The following is a 15,785-nucleotide window of genomic DNA, read 5'->3' as shown; positions in this document are numbered from 1 at the left end:
TCCTTCGGAGAATCTATTAATGAACAAACTGAATCGAATCTTGAGCGGGCTCGGCCTGTCCTTGACACTGCTGGGCGCAACCGTGGCGCACGCTACCGACATCACCGGCGCTGGCGCGACTTTCCCCTACCCCGTCTACGCCAAGTGGGCGGAAGCTTATAAGGCACAAACTGGCGTGGGCATGAACTATCAGTCCATCGGCTCCGGCGGCGGCATCAAGCAGATCAAAGCCAAGACCGTCGACTTCGGCGCATCCGACGCCCCCCTGAAGCCGGAAGAGCTGGCATTTGACGGCCTGACCCAGTTCCCGACCGTGATTGGCGGCGTGGTACCCGTGGTCAACGTGGAAGGCGTGGCACCTGGCGAACTGAAACTGACCGGCGACACCTTGTCCGCCATCTATCTGGGCAAGATCACCAAGTGGAACGATCCGCGCATCGTTGCCGACAACAAAGGCGTCGCTCTGCCTGACCAAGCCATCACCGTCGTACACCGTTCCGACGGCTCCGGCACTACTTTCATCTTCGCAACCTACCTGTCCCAAGTCAGCACCGAGTGGATGCGCAGCGTGGGCGCGGGCTCTGCCGTGAAATGGCCGGTCGGTACCGGCGGCAAAGGTAACGAAGGCGTCGCATCCTACGTGCAACGCATCAAGGGCGCCGTCGGCTATGTCGAGTATGCCTACGCGCTGCAAAACAAGATGTCCTACGTTCTGCTGAAGAACCGCGAAGGCCATTTCGTCAAGCCGGAAGCCGCCAATTTCATGGCTGCCGCCGCCAACGCCAAGTGGGATGCCGACAAGGGCTTCTATGAAATCCTGACCAACGAGCCGGGCAAGGACAGCTGGCCTATCGTCGGCGCCACCTTTATTCTGGTTTACAAGAATCAGGACAACGCGGCATCCGCCACACAAGTGCTGAAGTTCTTCGACTGGGCATATGCGAACGGCGACAAAATGGCATCTGAACTGGACTACATCCCGATGCCGGATAACGTGGTCAAAATGATCAATGCCGCATGGGCAAAGCAGATCAAGGATAGCAAAGGCAACGCAATCTGGAAGTAAGCAGGCAGGTTTGGGCGCGCTTTTCGGCGCGCTCAAGTTATAATTCGGGGGGCGCCATGCCCCCCAATTTCACTCTAGACTTTTTACAACAATGAAATCGACGCTCCTGCACCAAGCCCGGCTCAAGCAACAGATATGGCTGGACATGTTGTTCCGTGCCCTGACCCGTCTGTCGGCCTTTGGTGTACTGGCACTATTACTGGCGATCATCTATTCACTGGTGATAGGCAGCATGCCTGCGATCAATGCGTTCGGTTTTAACTTTCTCGTTAACCATGAATGGAATCCGGTCACCGATGAATACGGCGCACTGGTACCCATCGTTGGCACATTGGCTACATCCGGTATCGCTCTGCTGATCGCCATTCCGGTCAGCTTCGGTATCGCCATATTCCTGACCGAGTTGTCACCGCGCGTATTGCGCCGACCGCTCGGCATCGCCGTTGAATTGCTGGCGGGCATTCCCAGCATCATTTACGGCATGTGGGGCTTGTTCGTATTCGCCCCTTTCTTTGCCGACCATATTGAACCGTGGATCAATGACCATATCGGCACCATCCCCATGCTCGGCCCCTTCTTCTCGGGCCCGCCCATGGGTATCGGCATTTTGACCGCCGGCATTATCCTCGCCATCATGGTGATTCCCTTCATCGCCTCCGTCATGCGCGACGTGTTCGAAGTGGTCCCGCCGATGCTGAAAGAATCCGCATACGGCGTCGGCGCCACAACGTGGGAAGTGGTGATGAAAGTCGTGCTGCCCTACACCCGCATCGGCGTGGTCGGCGGCATCATGCTGGGACTCGGACGCGCGCTGGGGGAGACCATGGCCGTCACCTTCGTCATCGGCAATGCGCATGAACTGAGCAAATCGTTACTGATGCCCGGCAACAGCATCTCCTCCGCATTGGCCAATGAATTCACCGAAGCCGTCGGAGGCCTGTACAACTCATCGCTGATCGAACTCGGCTTGATCCTTTTCTTCATCACCTTCGTCGTGCTGTCATTCGCCCGCCTGCTGCTGCACAAACTGGGCAAGCGCGAAGGCCAGGCGACATAACATCATGCTGACACTCTATACCCGCCGCCGCATCATCAATGCAGTCGGACTGCTGATTTCCATTCTCGCCATGGCCTTTGGCCTGTTCTGGCTATGCTGGATTTTGCTGACCCTGCTCAGCCACGGCCTGCCCGCACTGGTGCCGGCCGTATTCACACAGATGACACCGCCGCCCGGCAGCGACGGCGGCCTGCTGAACGCGATCGCCGGTACGTTGATCATGAGTCTGCTCGGCACATTGATCGGCACACCCATCGGCATCCTCGCCGGCACCTATCTGGCCGAGTTCGGTCAGCGCGGCTGGCTGGCACCGGTGACCCGCTTCATCAACGACATCCTGCTGTCCGCCCCGTCCATCGTGATCGGCCTGTTCGTGTATGAAGTCTATGTCGTGCATGTGCGCCACTTCTCCGGCTGGGCGGGTGCCATTGCCTTGGCGATCATCGTCATTCCCATCGTGATCCGCACCACCGAAAACATGCTGCGCCTGGTACCGAATACCCTGCGTGAAGCCGCCGCCGCACTCGGCGCGCCGCAATGGAAGATCGTCAACTTCGTCACACTACGCGCCGCGCGTGCCGGCATTATCACCGGCGTGATGCTGGCCATCGCCCGTATCAGCGGCGAAACAGCACCGCTGTTGTTCACCGCGCTGAACAACCAGTTCTGGAGCGCCGACATGAACAACCCGCTGGCCAACCTGCCGGTGGTGATCTTCCAGTTTGCCATGAGCCCCTACGAGGACTGGCAGCATCTCGCATGGGCCGGCGCACTGCTGATCACGCTCAGCGTACTCACGCTCAACATCCTGGCGCGCATCCTGTTCCGCCAGAGTGCCACCACACATTGATATCGGGAATTTCTACTCATGAACGCTGAAACAGTCAATCCGCCCAAGGTCATCGTACGAGACCTCAACTTCTTCTACGGCAAGTATCGTGCGCTCAAGGACATCAATCTGGACATCGCCGAGAAGATGGTCACCGCCTTCATCGGCCCGTCCGGCTGCGGCAAATCGACCCTGCTGCGCACCTTCAACCGCATGTATCAGCTGTACCCGAAACAGAAGGCTACCGGCCAGATCATGCTGGACGGCAGCAACGTGCTCGATCCCAAGCAAGACCTGAACATGCTGCGCGCCAAGATCGGCATGGTGTTCCAGAAGCCGACGCCATTCCCGATGTCGATCTACGACAACATCGCTTTCGGCGTGAAACTGTACGAAAACCTGAGCCGCAACGAGATGGATGAACGCGTTGAATGGGCACTGAAGAAAGCGGCATTGTGGGGCGAGGTCAGCGACAAACTGAAGCAGAGCGGCACCAGCCTGTCCGGCGGTCAACAGCAACGCCTGTGTATCGCGCGCGCCATCGCGGTCAAGCCGCAAGTGCTGCTGCTGGACGAGCCGACTTCCGCGCTCGACCCCATCTCCACCGCGCACATCGAGAAGCTGATCGACGAACTGAAGAAGGACTTCACCATTGTCATCGTGACCCACAACATGCAGCAGGCGGCACGCATCTCCGACTTCACCGCCTATATGTACCTGGGCGACCTGATCGAGTTCGGCGACACCAGCACCGTGTTCACCAACCCCAAGCGCAAAGAGACTGAAGACTATATCACCGGGCGATTCGGTTAATCGTCCAGTGAAATTGCGGCAGACTTACCTTCGGGTTAGCCGTAGCCGCTTCATCGCTGCTCGCTTTGCCCTGACATACAGTACGCACCAACAAGAACGCCGAGCAAAGCTCGGCGTTCTTCATTTCAGCCAGACAGATTACAACTAAGCCGCAGCCGCTCTCACCGCTTCCGCGATCTTCTCCGCGCACAGATGCACCTTGGCGCCATCCTCGCCTTCGACCATCACACGCAACAAGGGCTCGGTACCGGACGGACGCAGCAGTACGCGCCCTTTGCCATCCAGCATGACCTCGGCGGTGTCCACCGCATGTTTCACCTTGGGATGATGCGAAAGGTCTTCTTTTTTGGCCATCTTCACATTGATCAGCACTTGCGGATACATCTGCAGGTCGCCAGCCGCTTCGGCCAGCGTCTGCTTCTTCATGCGCAAGGCATGAAGAACCTGCAACGCCGAGACGATGCCGTCGCCGGTGCTGTGCTTGTCCAGACAGATGATGTGTCCCGAATTCTCGCCGCCCAACTGCCAGCCCTGCTGCTGCAGCATCTCCATCACATAGCGGTCACCCACCTTGGCGCGCATGAACGGGATGCCCAGATGCTGCATGGCATGCTCGAACGCCAGATTGGTCATCAGCGTGCCGACCACGCCCCCCTTCATCGTGCCTTCTGCATGATGCTGCCTGGCGATGACATACAGCAGCTGGTCGCCGTCGTATAACTTGCCAGCCGCATCGACCATCACCAGGCGGTCGCCATCGCCGTCCAGCGCGATGCCGATGTCAGCTTTATGCTCGACCACAGCCTTCTGCAGGTTCTGCGGTTTGGTCGCGCCGTAACCGTCATTGATGTTCAAGCCGTTCGGCTCCGCGCCGATCGCGATGACTTCCGCCCCCAGTTCGTGGAACACGTGGCGCGCGATGTGATAGGTCGCGCCATGCGCGCAGTCCACCACGATCTTCATGCCGCGCAGATTCATCTCGTTTGGGAAAGTGCTCTTACAGAACTCGATATAGCGCCCGACCGCATCATCGATGCGCTTGGCCTTGCCCAGCGCATCGGAAGCATTGGTCTGCATCGGCTCATCCAGCGCCGCCTCGATGGCATGCTCGACCTCGTCCGGCAGCTTCGTGCCGCTACCGGAGAAGAACTTGATGCCGTTATCTTCAAAAGGATTGTGCGAAGCCGAGATGACCACTCCGGCCTGCAAGCGCAGTGCGCGCGTCAGATAGGCCACTGCGGGAGTCGGCACCGGACCGGCCAGATACACATCGATACCCGCCGCGATCAGACCGGCTTCCAGCGCTGATTCCAGCATGTACCCCGAGATGCGCGTGTCCTTGCCGATCAGCACCGCCGGACGCTCACCGCGCGAGTGTTCCGCCTTGGCCAGCACCTTGCCGGCGGCATAGCCCAGATGCATCACGAACTGCGGCGTGATGGGATGCTCGCCCACTTTGCCACGCACGCCGTCGGTGCCGAAATACTTTCTGCTCATCTCAATCCCCGTTCATTGCATTCAAGATCTTCAAGGCATCCGCCGTCTCGCGCACATCATGCACACGCACGATGGCCGCACCGCGTTGCACAGCCAACAGTGCAGCCGCCACGCTGGCGGCCAGCCGTTCATTCACATCGCGGCCGGTGATCGCCCCCAGCATCGATTTGCGCGACAGGCCAGCCAGCAGCGGCAGCCCAAGTTCTGAAAATGACCCCAGCTCGCGCAACAGGGCGAGATTATGCGCCTGCGACTTGCCGAAACCAAAGCCGGGATCGATGACGATACGGTCCCGTCCAATTCCGGCCGCCAGCACGGCGCTTATCCGTTGCCGCATGAAGTCTGCCACTTCCAGTACGACATCATCATAGTGCGGCCGAAGCTGCATCGACTGTGGCGTCCCCTGCTTGTGCATCAGGCACACCGCAGCATCGCTCGCCGCCACGACCTGCAGTGCACCGTCGGCCTGCAAGGCGTTCACATCGTTGATCATCGTCGCTCCCGCCTCGAGCGCCGCGCGCATCACCGCCGGTTTCCAGGTGTCGATGGAGATCGACACCGCAATACCGCGCAGTCCCTCGATGACCGGCAACACACGGTCCAGTTCTTCCTGCTCCCCCACCTCGGCAGCCCCAGGGCGCGTCGATTCGCCGCCGATATCGAGTATGGCGGCACCGTCCTCAACCAGCCGATAGGCATGATCGACAGCGCTGGAGAACGATACATAGCGGCCGCCATCCGAGAACGAATCGGGCGTGACATTGACGATGCCCATCACTTTCGGGCACGAAAGGTCGAGTGTGTAAGGACCGCAGTGGAGTTGCATCGGGATATTCTGGAGGAAAAGAAAGAGAGGCTAGTCGACTAGCCTCTCTCATCACCGCTTCAAGTCTCCTGCGCCGGTTCGCCGGTTGCAGGCGCAGTGGGCGCTTCATCCTTGGGTGGTTCCACCGGCGCGGTGACCGTAGCCGGTTTTGGCGGACGCGGTGGCTTGCCCGCCATGATGTCGTCGATCTGGTCAGCGTCGATGGTCTCCCATTCGAGCAAGGCCTTGGCCATCGCTTCCATCTTGTCGCGGTTCTCCTCGATCAGTTTGCGCGCCAGCGCGTATTGCTCGTCGAGGATACGACGGATCTCGGCATCGACCTTCTGCATGCTGGCCTCGGAGATGTTCTTGTGCGTGGTCACCGAACGGCCGAGGAACACCTCGCCCTCGTTCTCGCCATACACCATGGTACCCAATGCCTCGGACATGCCCCACTGCGTCACCATCTTGCGCGCCATGTCGGTGGCGCGCTCGAAATCGTTGGACGCCCCGGTGGTCATCTGCCCCATGAATATCTCTTCCGCGATGCGCCCGCCGAACAGCACGGCGATGGTGGACAGGATGCGCACCTTGTCCATGCTGTAGCGGTCCTCGGACGGCAACTGCATGGTCAGACCCAGCGCGCGGCCGCGCGGGATGATAGTGACCTTGTGCACCGGATCGGTCTTCGGCATCAGCTTGGCGACCAGCGCATGGCCCGCCTCGTGATAGGCGGTATTGCGACGCTCCTCTTCCGGCATCACCATGGACTTACGTTCAGCGCCCATGAATATCTTGTCCTTGGCCGACTCGAAATCGTCCATCTCGACGAAACGCTTGCCTCGGCGGGCGGCGAACAACGCCGCCTCGTTCACAAGGTTGGCCAGGTCGGCGCCGGACATGCCGGGCGTGCCGCGTGCCAGGATGTCCGCCTTCACGTCTTCCGCGCAGGGCACCTTGCGCATGTGCACTTTCAGGATCTGTTCGCGACCACGGATGTCCGGCAACGGCACCACCACTTGGCGGTCGAAACGCCCCGGACGCAACAACGCGGCATCCAGCACATCCGGACGGTTGGTGGCAGCGATCACGATCACACCGGACGAACCTTCGAAGCCATCCATCTCCACCAGCAGCGCATTCAATGTCTGCTCGCGCTCATCGTTGCCGCCGCCCAGACCCGCACCGCGCTGGCGACCCACAGCATCGATCTCATCGATGAAGATGATGCAGGGCGACTGTTTTTTCGCCTGCTCGAACATATCGCGCACACGCGCCGCACCGACACCGACGAACATCTCGACAAAATCGGAACCCGAGATGGAAAAGAACGGCACCTTGGCTTCGCCCGCGATGGCCTTGGCCAGCAGTGTCTTGCCGGTACCAGGGCTGCCCACCATCAGCACGCCGCGCGGGATGCGCCCGCCGAGGTTCTGGAATTTGGAGGGGTCGCGCAGGAAATCGACCAGCTCGGACACCTCTTCCTTGGCCTCGTCGCAGCCCGCCACATCGGCAAAGGTCACACGCTCCTTGGAATCGTCCAGCATGCGCGCCTTGCTCTTGCCGAACGAGAACGCGCCACCGCCTTTTCCGCCCTGCATCTGGCGCATGAAGAAGATCCACACACCGATCAGCAACAGCATGGGGAACCACGAGATGAACACTTGCGTGAAGAAGCCCTGCTCCTCGTCCGGCTTGGCCTCCACCTTCACCCCGTACTTGAGCAAGTCGGACACCAACCAGATATCGCTGGGGGCAAAGCTGGTGATGCGCTTGCCTTCAGGCGTGACCGCTTTCAGCGTGCGCCCTTCGATGGTCACTTTCTCGATCTGCCCGGCACGGACCGCTTCCAGGAACTGCGAATAATCCAGTTGCACGTGCGCAGACTGCATCTGGCGCGCGTTGAACTGATTGAAGACCGTCATCAGCACCATGGCGACGACCATCCAGATACCGATACTTTTGAACAGATTATTCACACTTGCTCCTCAGATATGAGCGGAAAACGAAAGCACATTAGACTACGGAAGCAGCGATTACTCAAGCTTTCCCAAGCCCACCAGATACTGCTCGCTACTGCGGTCGCGCGAGGCTTTCGGCTTGCGCGCAACCACTTTCGAAAAGTGGTTGCGCATCGATCTCATGTAATCCTCGAATCCCGCGCCCTGGAACACCTTGACCGCGAACGAACCTCCAGGTGCCAGGTGGTTGACGGCAAAATCCAGCGCCAGTTCCGCCAGATACATTGCGCGCGCCTGATCAGCCACTCCGACGCCGCTTATATTGGGGGCCATATCCGAGATTACAAGGCCGATAGGGCGTCCACCCAAGGTTTGTTCCAACTGTGCCAGCACGCTGTCCTCGCGAAAATCCCCCTGGATGAACTCGACGCGAGGCAAAGGTGCCAGCGGCAGCAGGTCAAGGGCGATGATGCGCCCGTGCTCACCCAGTTTCTTCGCCACCACCTGGCACCAGCTCCCCGGCGCAGCCCCGAGATCCACCACCACCATGCCGGGTTTGATCAGATGGTCGCGCTCGTCCAGTTCCAGCAACTTGTACGCCGCGCGCGCACGATAGCCGTCCTTCTGCGCCATCTGCACATAAGGGTCGTTCACATGCTCGCGCATCCATTGTTTGCTGGTTTTAGTGGCTTTCATCGTTCCGCGCCCGGCCGGCTGGTGTCCGCAGGATCGGCACCGCCCTCATTGTTTCCCGGGGCGATCCTTAATCCCTGCGGACCAGCCCCTGTTTTGTTAGAATGCGCGCCCAATCTGGAGCACACATGTTAACTCTCTCTGTATCCCAGCGCCTCGCCCTCAAAGGCCGCGCCCATGCCCTGAAACCCGTCGTGATGATCGGCAATGCCGGTTTGACGCCAGCCGTGCTGGACGAGATCGAGCGCAGCCTGAAAAGCCACGACCTGATGAAGATCAAGGTGATGAGCGACGACCGTGAAGCCCGCGAAGCGATGTTGCAGGAGATCTGCACCATCCTGAAAGCCGGGCCGGTGCAGCATATCGGCAAGACGCTGGTGGTCTATCGCCCGCTGGAGACCCCCATCGCCAAGGCACCCAAGCGCCGCAAAGGCAAACCGCTCAACAAGAAGCAGCTGGCTGCCCGCAGCAGCTAGATATACTGGACCTCGACGACCTCATACTCGCGCACGCCGCCGGGTGCCTGCACCTCAGCAATATCGCCCTCCACCTTGCCGATCAACGCGCGCGCGATGGGTGAGCTGATGGAAATCTTGCGGTGCTTGATGTCCGCCTCATCCTCGCCCACGATCTGGTAAGTCACCACGTCGCCGTTGCTGACGTCCTCCATCACCACGGTGGTGCCGAACACCACGCGACCATCCGCGCTCAAAGTCTTGGGGTCGATGATCTGCGCGCTGCCCAGCTTGAACTCCAGCTCGACGATGCGCCCCTCGACGAAGGACTGGCGCTCCTTGGCGGCCTCGTATTCGGCGTTCTCGGACAGGTCACCCTGCGCACGCGCTTCCGAGATCGCGTTGATCACGGAAGGACGCTCCACCGTCTTCAAGCGGTGCAACTCCTGGCGCAATAGCTCTGCGCCGACGACTGTCAATGGGACTTTGCTCATGGGAACTCTTCCTTAATTGAAGCGACGATGCAGCGACTGCACGTCGTACACCTGCAACTCGGCCAGATGCTGCATGCCGATACAGGCAGCACGGGCACCGGCCAGCGTGGTGTAGTAGGTGACGCGGCCCTGCAGGGCCGCATGGCGGATGGAATAGGAATCGCGCATCACCGATGGACGGCTGTCCACGGTATTGACGATAAGACTGATCTCGCCGTTCTTGATCATGTCAAGGATATGCGGGCGGCCCTCTGCGACCTTGTTCACCATGGTCACTGGCACACCCGCCGCCTCGATGGAGGCTGCCGTGCCGCGTGTCGCAACGACCGAGAATCCCAGCTCCACCAGCGACCGCGCCACTTCTACCGCACCCGCCTTGTCTTCCTCGCGCACGCTGACGAAAACCTTGCCGCTCTTGGGCAACTTCACACTAGCTGCCAGTTGCGATTTGACGAAGGCCTCCGCGAAGGAGTCGCCCACGCCCATCACTTCGCCGGTGGATTTCATCTCCGGCCCGAGGATCACGTCCACACCGGGGAACTTGATGAAGGGGAACACCGCCTCCTTCACCGAGTAATACGGAGGGATGACTTCTTTGGTGACGCCCTGCGAAGCCAGCGACTGGCCCGCCATGCAACGCGCGGCGACCTTGGCCAGCGGCACGCCGGTAGCTTTGGAAACGTACGGCACGGTGCGCGAGGCGCGCGGGTTCACTTCCAGCACATACACGGTCTCGCCCTGGATGGCGAACTGCACGTTCATCAGACCGACCACGTTCAATTCCTTCGCCATCGCCACGGTCTGGCGGCGCAATTCGTCCTGCATCGCAGCGGACAGCGAATACGGCGGCAGCGAACAAGCCGAGTCGCCGGAGTGCACGCCTGCCTGCTCGATGTGTTCCATGATGCCGCCGATGATGACTTCCTTACCGTCGGACACCGCATCCACATCCACTTCGATCGCGTCGTTCAGGAAGCGGTCGAGCAGGATAGGCAGGCGCTCCGGCCAGGTCTTGGCCAGCTCTTCCGCATCGCGCATGTAGCGCTCCAGATCAGCCTGCGCATGTATGATCTCCATGCCGCGGCCGCCCAGCACGTTCGAGGGACGCATCACCAGCGGATAGCCGATCTCGGCCGCACCCGCCACCGCCTCGGCCACATGGCTTGCGGTACGGTTAGGCGGCTGCTTCAGGTTTAGCTTCTTCAACATGGTCTGGAAGCGTGCGCGGTCTTCCGCGCAATCGATCATATCCACCGAGGTGCCGATGATGGGTACGCCGTTCTTTTCCAGACCGTGCGCCAGCTTGAGCGGGGTCTGGCCGCCGTATTGCACGATCACACCGACCGGCTTCTCGACCGCAACCACTTCCAGCACGTCTTCCAGCGTCAGCGGCTCGAAGTACAGGCGGTCAGATGTGTCGTAGTCGGTGGAGACTGTCTCCGGATTGCAGTTGACCATGATGGTCTCGTAGCCGTCCTCGCGCATCGCCAGCGCGGCATGCACGCAGCAATAGTCGAACTCGATACCCTGACCGATGCGGTTAGGACCGCCGCCCAGCACCATGATCTTCTTCTTGTCGGTCGGTTGCGATTCGCACTCTTCCTCATAGGTCGAGTACATGTAAGCAGTATTGGTCGAGAACTCGGCCGCGCAGGTATCAACGCGCTTGAACACTGGGCGCACGCCCAGCGCATGGCGATAGGCGCGCACGGCGGCGGCATCGGTCTCCAGCAGCACAGCCAAACGCGCATCGGCGAAACCGCTGCGCTTCAAAGCGCGCATGTGATCCGCATCCAAACTTTCCAGCGTACGCCCCTTCAGCTCGCCTTCCTGACGGATGATGTCGGCGATCTGCACCAGGAACCACGGATCGATCTTGCTGACGCTGAACACTTCTTCCACGCTCATGCCCAGACGGAAGGCATCGCCCACCGCCCAGATACGGTCCGGACCGGGATTGCCCAGTTCGGCACAGATCGCGTCGCGGTCGTCGTACTTGCCGTCCAGACCGTGCACGCCCACTTCCAGACCGCGCAAGGCTTTCTGGAAAGACTCCTGGAAAGTGCGGCCGATGGCCATCACCTCACCCACGGACTTCATCTGCGTGGTCAGTCTGTCATTGGCCTGCGGGAATTTTTCGAATGCGAAACGCGGGATCTTGGTGACGACGTAGTCGATGGTCGGCTCGAACGAAGCCGGGGTCGCGCCGCCGGTGATGTCGTTCTTCAGCTCGTCCAGCGTGTAGCCGACAGCCAGTTTGGCTGCGACCTTGGCGATGGGGAAGCCGGTGGCTTTGGAGGCCAGCGCCGAGGAACGCGACACGCGCGGATTCATCTCGATGACCACCATGCGCCCGTCGTTCGGATTGATGGAGAACTGCACGTTGGAACCGCCCGTCTCCACGCCGATCTCGCGCAGCACCGCCAGCGAGGCGTCGCGCATGATCTGGTATTCCTTGTCGGTCAGCGTCTGCGCCGGTGCGACGGTGATGGAGTCGCCGGTGTGCACGCCCATCGGGTCGAGGTTCTCGATGGAGCAGATGATGATGCAGTTGTCGTTGCGGTCGCGCACGACTTCCATCTCGTATTCTTTCCAGCCGAGCAGAGATTCCTCGATCAGCAACTCTTTGGTCGGCGAAGCTTCCAGACCGCGCTCGCAGATCTCCATGAACTCTTCACGGTTGTAGGCGATGCCGCCGCCGCTGCCGCCCATGGTGAAGGACGGACGGATTATGGTCGGAAAACCCATCGCCTGCTGCACCTGCAGCGCCTCTTCCATCGAGTGCGCGATGGCGGAACGCGCCGAGGCCAGCCCGATGCGCGTCATCGCTTGCTTGAACTTCTCGCGGTCTTCCGCCATATCGATGGCTTCGCGCGACGCGCCGATCATCTCGACGTCGTATTTCTCCAGCACGCCATGCTTGGCCAGGTCCAGCGCGCAGTTCAGCGCGGTCTGCCCACCCATGGTGGGCAGGATGGCATCCGGTTTTTCCTTGGCGATGATCTTCTCCACCATCTGCCAGGTGATCGGCTCGATGTAGGTCGCGTCCGCCATGTTGGGGTCGGTCATGATGGTGGCCGGATTCGAGTTCACCAGGATGACGCGGTAGCCCTCTTCCTTCAGCGCCTTGCACGCCTGCGCACCGGAATAGTCGAACTCGCACGCCTGGCCGATGACGATGGGGCCGGCGCCGATGATGAGGATGGATTTGATGTCTGTACGCTTCGGCATTTACTTCTTCTCCATCGCCGCGACGAAGCGGTCGAACAACGGGGCCACATCGTGCGGCCCCGGACTGGCTTCCGGGTGACCCTGGAAGCAGAACGCGGGCTTGTCGGTCAGCTCGAAACCTTGCAGCGTGCCGTCGAACAGCGAGACATGGGTCACGCGCGCATTCTTCGGCAGCGTCGCCGCATCCACCGCGAAACCGTGGTTCTGGCTGGTGATCATCACGCGCTTGCTCTGCGTGTCCTGCACCGGATGGTTCGCGCCACGATGGCCGAACTTCATCTTCACCGTCTTGGCACCGCAGGCCAGCCCCATGATCTGGTGACCCAGACAGATGCCGTACATCGGGATGCCGACCTCAAGGAATTTCTTCGCCGCCGTGATCGCGTAATCGCAGGGCTCCGGATCTCCGGGGCCGTTGGACAGGAACACACCGTCCGGCTTCATCTTCATCACTTCGTCGGCGCTGGTCTTGGCCGGAACGACCGTGATCTTGCAGCCGCGCTCGGCCAGCATGCGCAGGATGTTGCGCTTCACACCGAAATCGTATGCCACCACATGGAACTTGGCCTCGCTCGTGTCGCTGTAGCCCTCGCCCAGTTTCCATTCGCGCTGCATCCACTCGTAAGGTTTGTCGCAGGTCACGGTCTGCGCCAGGTCCATACCGGCCAGGCCAGCGAAACCCCTGGCTGCTTTCAGTGCGACTTCGACATCATCACCGGAAGCGATGCATCCGTTCTGAGCGCCCTTGCTCCGCAGGATGCGCGTCAGTTTGCGGGTATCGATGCCCGCGATGGCCACCACATTGTTTGCTTTGAGGTATTCCGGCAGCGATTGCGTCGCGCGGAAATTGCTCACTGTCATGGACAAGTCGCGGATGATGAGACCGCTGGCGAACACCCGGCTCGACTCCACGTCTTCTGGGTTGCAACCAACGTTACCGATATGCGGATAAGTCAGGGTGACGATCTGGCTGCAATAAGAAGGATCGGTGAGGATCTCCTGATAGCCGGTCATCGAAGTGTTGAACACCACCTCGCCGACGCTGCTGCCATCCGCCCCGATAGAAATGCCGCGAAATACCGTTCCATCGGCTAGGACTAGGATGGCTGGTTTCGTCTGCGACACGTGTAACTCCTTGATTGGCTGGCGTTCAGCACACCCGAGCTGGATTGCGGGCGCACCTATAAAGAAGCGGGACGAACCCTATGTTCATCCCGCTCATTTGCGGTGCGCATTATAGCCGAAGAGCGATGCCGTATCAAACTCAGCCTGTTCCCCCCATATAATCCGCACCCTTTATCACCAGACACCGGAGCAGCGCACCATGCTGGAAGTCATCATCCTCGCCATCGCCCTCAGCATGGACGCCTTCGCCGTCTCCATCGGACTCGGCTCCAAAGGCAACACCAAAGGACTGGGATTGAAAGCCGGCCTATATTTCGGCATCTTTCAGGCACTGATGCCCTTCATCGGCTACTTGGGCGGCAAAGGCGTGCTGGGTTTGGTGGAAGATTACGCACACTGGATCGCCTTCGGCCTGCTGGCGCTGATCGGCGGCAAGATGATCTACGAAAGCTTGCAAGAAGGCATAGAAGAAGACATCGCCGCCCTCACCCACCGCATGATGCTGTTACTCGCCATCGCCACCAGCATCGACGCCATGGCCGCCGGATTCAGCCTGACGCTGCTGGAGGTGAATGCCTACTTAGCCTGCGCCATCATCGGCGTGACCACCTTCGCCTTCAGTTGGATCGGTGTGCGCATCGGGGAGAAGAGCGGTACTTGGCTGGAGAGTAAGGCGGAGATGTTCGGCGGGGTGGTGTTGATTTTGATCGGGGTGAAGATGCTGGTGATGTGAATATCACGTGCCGTTCGTGCTGAGTAGGCCGTATCGAAGGTTGAATGGACCAAATCAAAACCAACACCGTCGGGGGTTGCCCGACAGCAAGTTACTTTTGGCTCCGACTAACCTAAAGGTAAGTCTTCGCCGCGACTTCGTTGTCTTGTCTTGCCAAGAAAAGTAACCAAAAGAAGTCGCCCCCGGTTTGCCGCCCACTTCGTGGGTACCCTGCGTTGCTCGAACGGCCGGGCCTCCTCATAAACTCGCACGATCCGCTGCGCGGCCACGTGCTCAAACATATTCGTCGGACTACCCCCGCCCATCCTGCGCTACTCGGCGGCGCACAGGGGAAAGAAATTCAGAAACCCAAAACCAGTGAGGCGGGCAAAGCCCGCCTCACCCCAAAAAGAACCGTGCGCAAAGCGCACACAAAACCGCAGTGGATTTTCATTCCCTTGAGCGCCGCCGAGTAGCACAGGTAAGTCAGGGGATGTCGGCGAGGACTGTCTGAGCGCGCAGCGCGAGTTCCGCAGCCGCCTGACTTACCGAGCAACGCAGGGTACCCACGTAGTGGGCGGCAAACCAGGGTCGCCTTTTCTTTGGTTACTTTCTTTTGGCGAAGCAAAAGAAAGTAACTTGCTGTCGGGCAACCCCCGACGGTTTTGACTTTGATTGATGGATATCTCTGTGCTCTCGTACCCAAAAAGGGCGACCAGTCCTACGACTGCTCATCTGACATAAAATCGTCAGGCAATTAGACGAGAACCATTTTCAGCAATACCCAAAAAAATAGTGCAATACCAACTAGGCTAGACAAGATAGATACCGCGGCCATCGGTTTGCCATCATTTTTTAGAAGTGGGTAACTCTCTTCCAACTTCCGCTTTCCCTCATCAGGCAAATCATGATGCAACTTCTGCAGGGCTTTCGTTTTTTTTCGTGCACTAATGCCCGCATAGAAAATACCAATTAGCATCAAAATAGCTAATAACTTTTCTTGCACTTTTAGCGCCTCCCTTTAAATCAGGTTGTCCACCTCAGACA

The 15,785-nt window shown here is 59.7% G+C and carries 14 protein-coding genes; 6 read left to right on the top strand and 8 right to left on the bottom strand.

The window, feature by feature from the left end; genetic code table 11:
• The first annotated feature begins 19 nt into the window (after positions 1-19).
• From pstS to pstB, 4 genes are all read left to right on the top strand, one after another.
• Entirely contained in the window at positions 20-1,066 is a 1,047-nt protein-coding gene (gene pstS / locus ACYPYQ_RS03690) for a phosphate ABC transporter substrate-binding protein PstS (protein WP_459719861.1), read from the top strand.
• A 91-nt stretch (positions 1,067-1,157) separates the two neighbouring features.
• Positions 1,158-2,123 carry a phosphate ABC transporter permease subunit PstC gene (gene pstC, locus ACYPYQ_RS03685; RefSeq protein ID WP_459719857.1) on the top strand — a complete coding sequence of 322 codons (966 nt, stop codon included), beginning with the start codon at positions 1,158-1,160 and terminating at the stop codon, positions 2,121-2,123.
• Positions 2,124-2,127: 4 nt separating this feature from the next.
• Positions 2,128-2,973 carry a phosphate ABC transporter permease PstA gene (gene pstA / locus ACYPYQ_RS03680; protein WP_459719854.1) on the top strand — a complete coding sequence of 282 codons (846 nt, stop codon included), beginning with the start codon at positions 2,128-2,130 and terminating at the stop codon, positions 2,971-2,973.
• Positions 2,974-2,991: 18 nt separating this feature from the next.
• A complete protein-coding gene (pstB, locus tag ACYPYQ_RS03675) occupies positions 2,992-3,765 on the top strand; it encodes a phosphate ABC transporter ATP-binding protein PstB (protein WP_459719851.1) in 774 nt (257 codons plus the stop codon).
• A 144-nt stretch (positions 3,766-3,909) separates the two neighbouring features.
• On the opposite strand, the gene glmM is transcribed toward pstB, so the two are convergent.
• From glmM to ACYPYQ_RS03655, 4 genes are read right to left on the bottom strand one after another with little or no spacing between them, the layout of a single operon-like run.
• The gene (gene glmM, locus ACYPYQ_RS03670; RefSeq protein WP_459719847.1) at positions 3,910-5,262 is read right to left on the bottom strand and encodes a phosphoglucosamine mutase; all 1,353 of its coding nucleotides are present in this window, start codon (positions 5,260-5,262) and stop codon (positions 3,910-3,912) included.
• A gap of 1 nt (position 5,263) precedes the next feature.
• Entirely contained in the window at positions 5,264-6,088 is an 825-nt protein-coding gene (folP, locus tag ACYPYQ_RS03665) for a dihydropteroate synthase (RefSeq protein ID WP_459719845.1), read from the bottom strand.
• A gap of 59 nt (positions 6,089-6,147) precedes the next feature.
• Positions 6,148-8,046, bottom strand: coding sequence for an ATP-dependent zinc metalloprotease FtsH (gene ftsH / locus ACYPYQ_RS03660; RefSeq protein ID WP_459719842.1), 1,899 nt, complete (start codon positions 8,044-8,046; stop codon positions 6,148-6,150).
• Between the two features lie 57 nt (positions 8,047-8,103).
• Positions 8,104-8,724: an RlmE family RNA methyltransferase gene (locus tag ACYPYQ_RS03655; protein ID WP_459719839.1), complete on the bottom strand. Its 621-nt coding sequence runs from the start codon at positions 8,722-8,724 to the stop codon at positions 8,104-8,106.
• 125 nt (positions 8,725-8,849) lie between these two features.
• Here ACYPYQ_RS03655 and ACYPYQ_RS03650 point away from each other — a divergent pair, with 125 nt between their 5' ends.
• Positions 8,850-9,197: a YhbY family RNA-binding protein gene (locus ACYPYQ_RS03650; protein WP_459719836.1), complete on the top strand. Its 348-nt coding sequence runs from the start codon at positions 8,850-8,852 to the stop codon at positions 9,195-9,197.
• On the opposite strand, the gene greA is transcribed toward ACYPYQ_RS03650, so the two are convergent.
• Genes greA through carA form a run of 3 tightly spaced genes read right to left on the bottom strand, consistent with a single transcriptional unit; the run spans position 9,194 to position 14,026 of the window.
• The gene (greA, locus tag ACYPYQ_RS03645) at positions 9,194-9,670 is read right to left on the bottom strand and encodes a transcription elongation factor GreA (protein ID WP_459719833.1); all 477 of its coding nucleotides are present in this window, start codon (positions 9,668-9,670) and stop codon (positions 9,194-9,196) included. The genes ACYPYQ_RS03650 and greA overlap by 4 nt on opposite strands.
• Before the next feature lie 12 nt (positions 9,671-9,682).
• A complete protein-coding gene (gene carB, locus ACYPYQ_RS03640) occupies positions 9,683-12,901 on the bottom strand; it encodes a carbamoyl-phosphate synthase large subunit (RefSeq protein ID WP_459719829.1) in 3,219 nt (1,072 codons plus the stop codon).
• Positions 12,902-14,026 carry a glutamine-hydrolyzing carbamoyl-phosphate synthase small subunit gene (gene carA / locus ACYPYQ_RS03635; RefSeq protein WP_459719825.1) on the bottom strand — a complete coding sequence of 375 codons (1,125 nt, stop codon included), beginning with the start codon at positions 14,024-14,026 and terminating at the stop codon, positions 12,902-12,904. It abuts the gene before it with no gap.
• Between the two features lie 199 nt (positions 14,027-14,225).
• Between carA and ACYPYQ_RS03630 the strand changes: the two genes are divergently transcribed.
• Positions 14,226-14,759: a manganese efflux pump MntP gene (locus ACYPYQ_RS03630; protein ID WP_459719822.1), complete on the top strand. Its 534-nt coding sequence runs from the start codon at positions 14,226-14,228 to the stop codon at positions 14,757-14,759.
• Positions 14,760-15,495: 736 nt separating this feature from the next.
• Here the strand turns inward: ACYPYQ_RS03630 and ACYPYQ_RS03625 are convergent.
• Entirely contained in the window at positions 15,496-15,744 is a 249-nt protein-coding gene (locus tag ACYPYQ_RS03625; protein ID WP_459719819.1) for a hypothetical protein, read from the bottom strand.
• Positions 15,745-15,785: the final 41 nt, after the last annotated feature.

Source organism: Sideroxyarcus sp. TK5 (assembly GCF_054601595.1).
Note: the sequence above shows the minus strand (reverse complement) of the source record. Positions and strands in the feature narration are given on the sequence as shown.

What these genes read in the sequence shown, in the direction of transcription:
- pstS (WP_459719861.1), top strand. Translation starts at nt 20, where the DNA reads ATGAACAAACTGAATCGAATCTTGAGCGGGCTCGGCCTGTCCTTGACA.
- pstC (WP_459719857.1), top strand. Translation starts at nt 1,158, where the DNA reads ATGAAATCGACGCTCCTGCACCAAGCCCGGCTCAAGCAACAGATATGG.
- pstA (WP_459719854.1), top strand. Translation starts at nt 2,128, where the DNA reads ATGCTGACACTCTATACCCGCCGCCGCATCATCAATGCAGTCGGACTG.
- pstB (WP_459719851.1), top strand. Translation starts at nt 2,992, where the DNA reads ATGAACGCTGAAACAGTCAATCCGCCCAAGGTCATCGTACGAGACCTC.
- glmM (WP_459719847.1), bottom strand. Translation starts at nt 5,262, where the DNA reads ATGAGCAGAAAGTATTTCGGCACCGACGGCGTGCGTGGCAAAGTGGGC.
- folP (WP_459719845.1), bottom strand. Translation starts at nt 6,088, where the DNA reads ATGCAACTCCACTGCGGTCCTTACACACTCGACCTTTCGTGCCCGAAA.
- ACYPYQ_RS03655 (WP_459719839.1), bottom strand. Translation starts at nt 8,724, where the DNA reads ATGAAAGCCACTAAAACCAGCAAACAATGGATGCGCGAGCATGTGAAC.
- ACYPYQ_RS03650 (WP_459719836.1), top strand. Translation starts at nt 8,850, where the DNA reads ATGTTAACTCTCTCTGTATCCCAGCGCCTCGCCCTCAAAGGCCGCGCC.
- greA (WP_459719833.1), bottom strand. Translation starts at nt 9,670, where the DNA reads ATGAGCAAAGTCCCATTGACAGTCGTCGGCGCAGAGCTATTGCGCCAG.
- carB (WP_459719829.1), bottom strand. Translation starts at nt 12,901, where the DNA reads ATGCCGAAGCGTACAGACATCAAATCCATCCTCATCATCGGCGCCGGC.
- ACYPYQ_RS03630 (WP_459719822.1), top strand. Translation starts at nt 14,226, where the DNA reads ATGCTGGAAGTCATCATCCTCGCCATCGCCCTCAGCATGGACGCCTTC.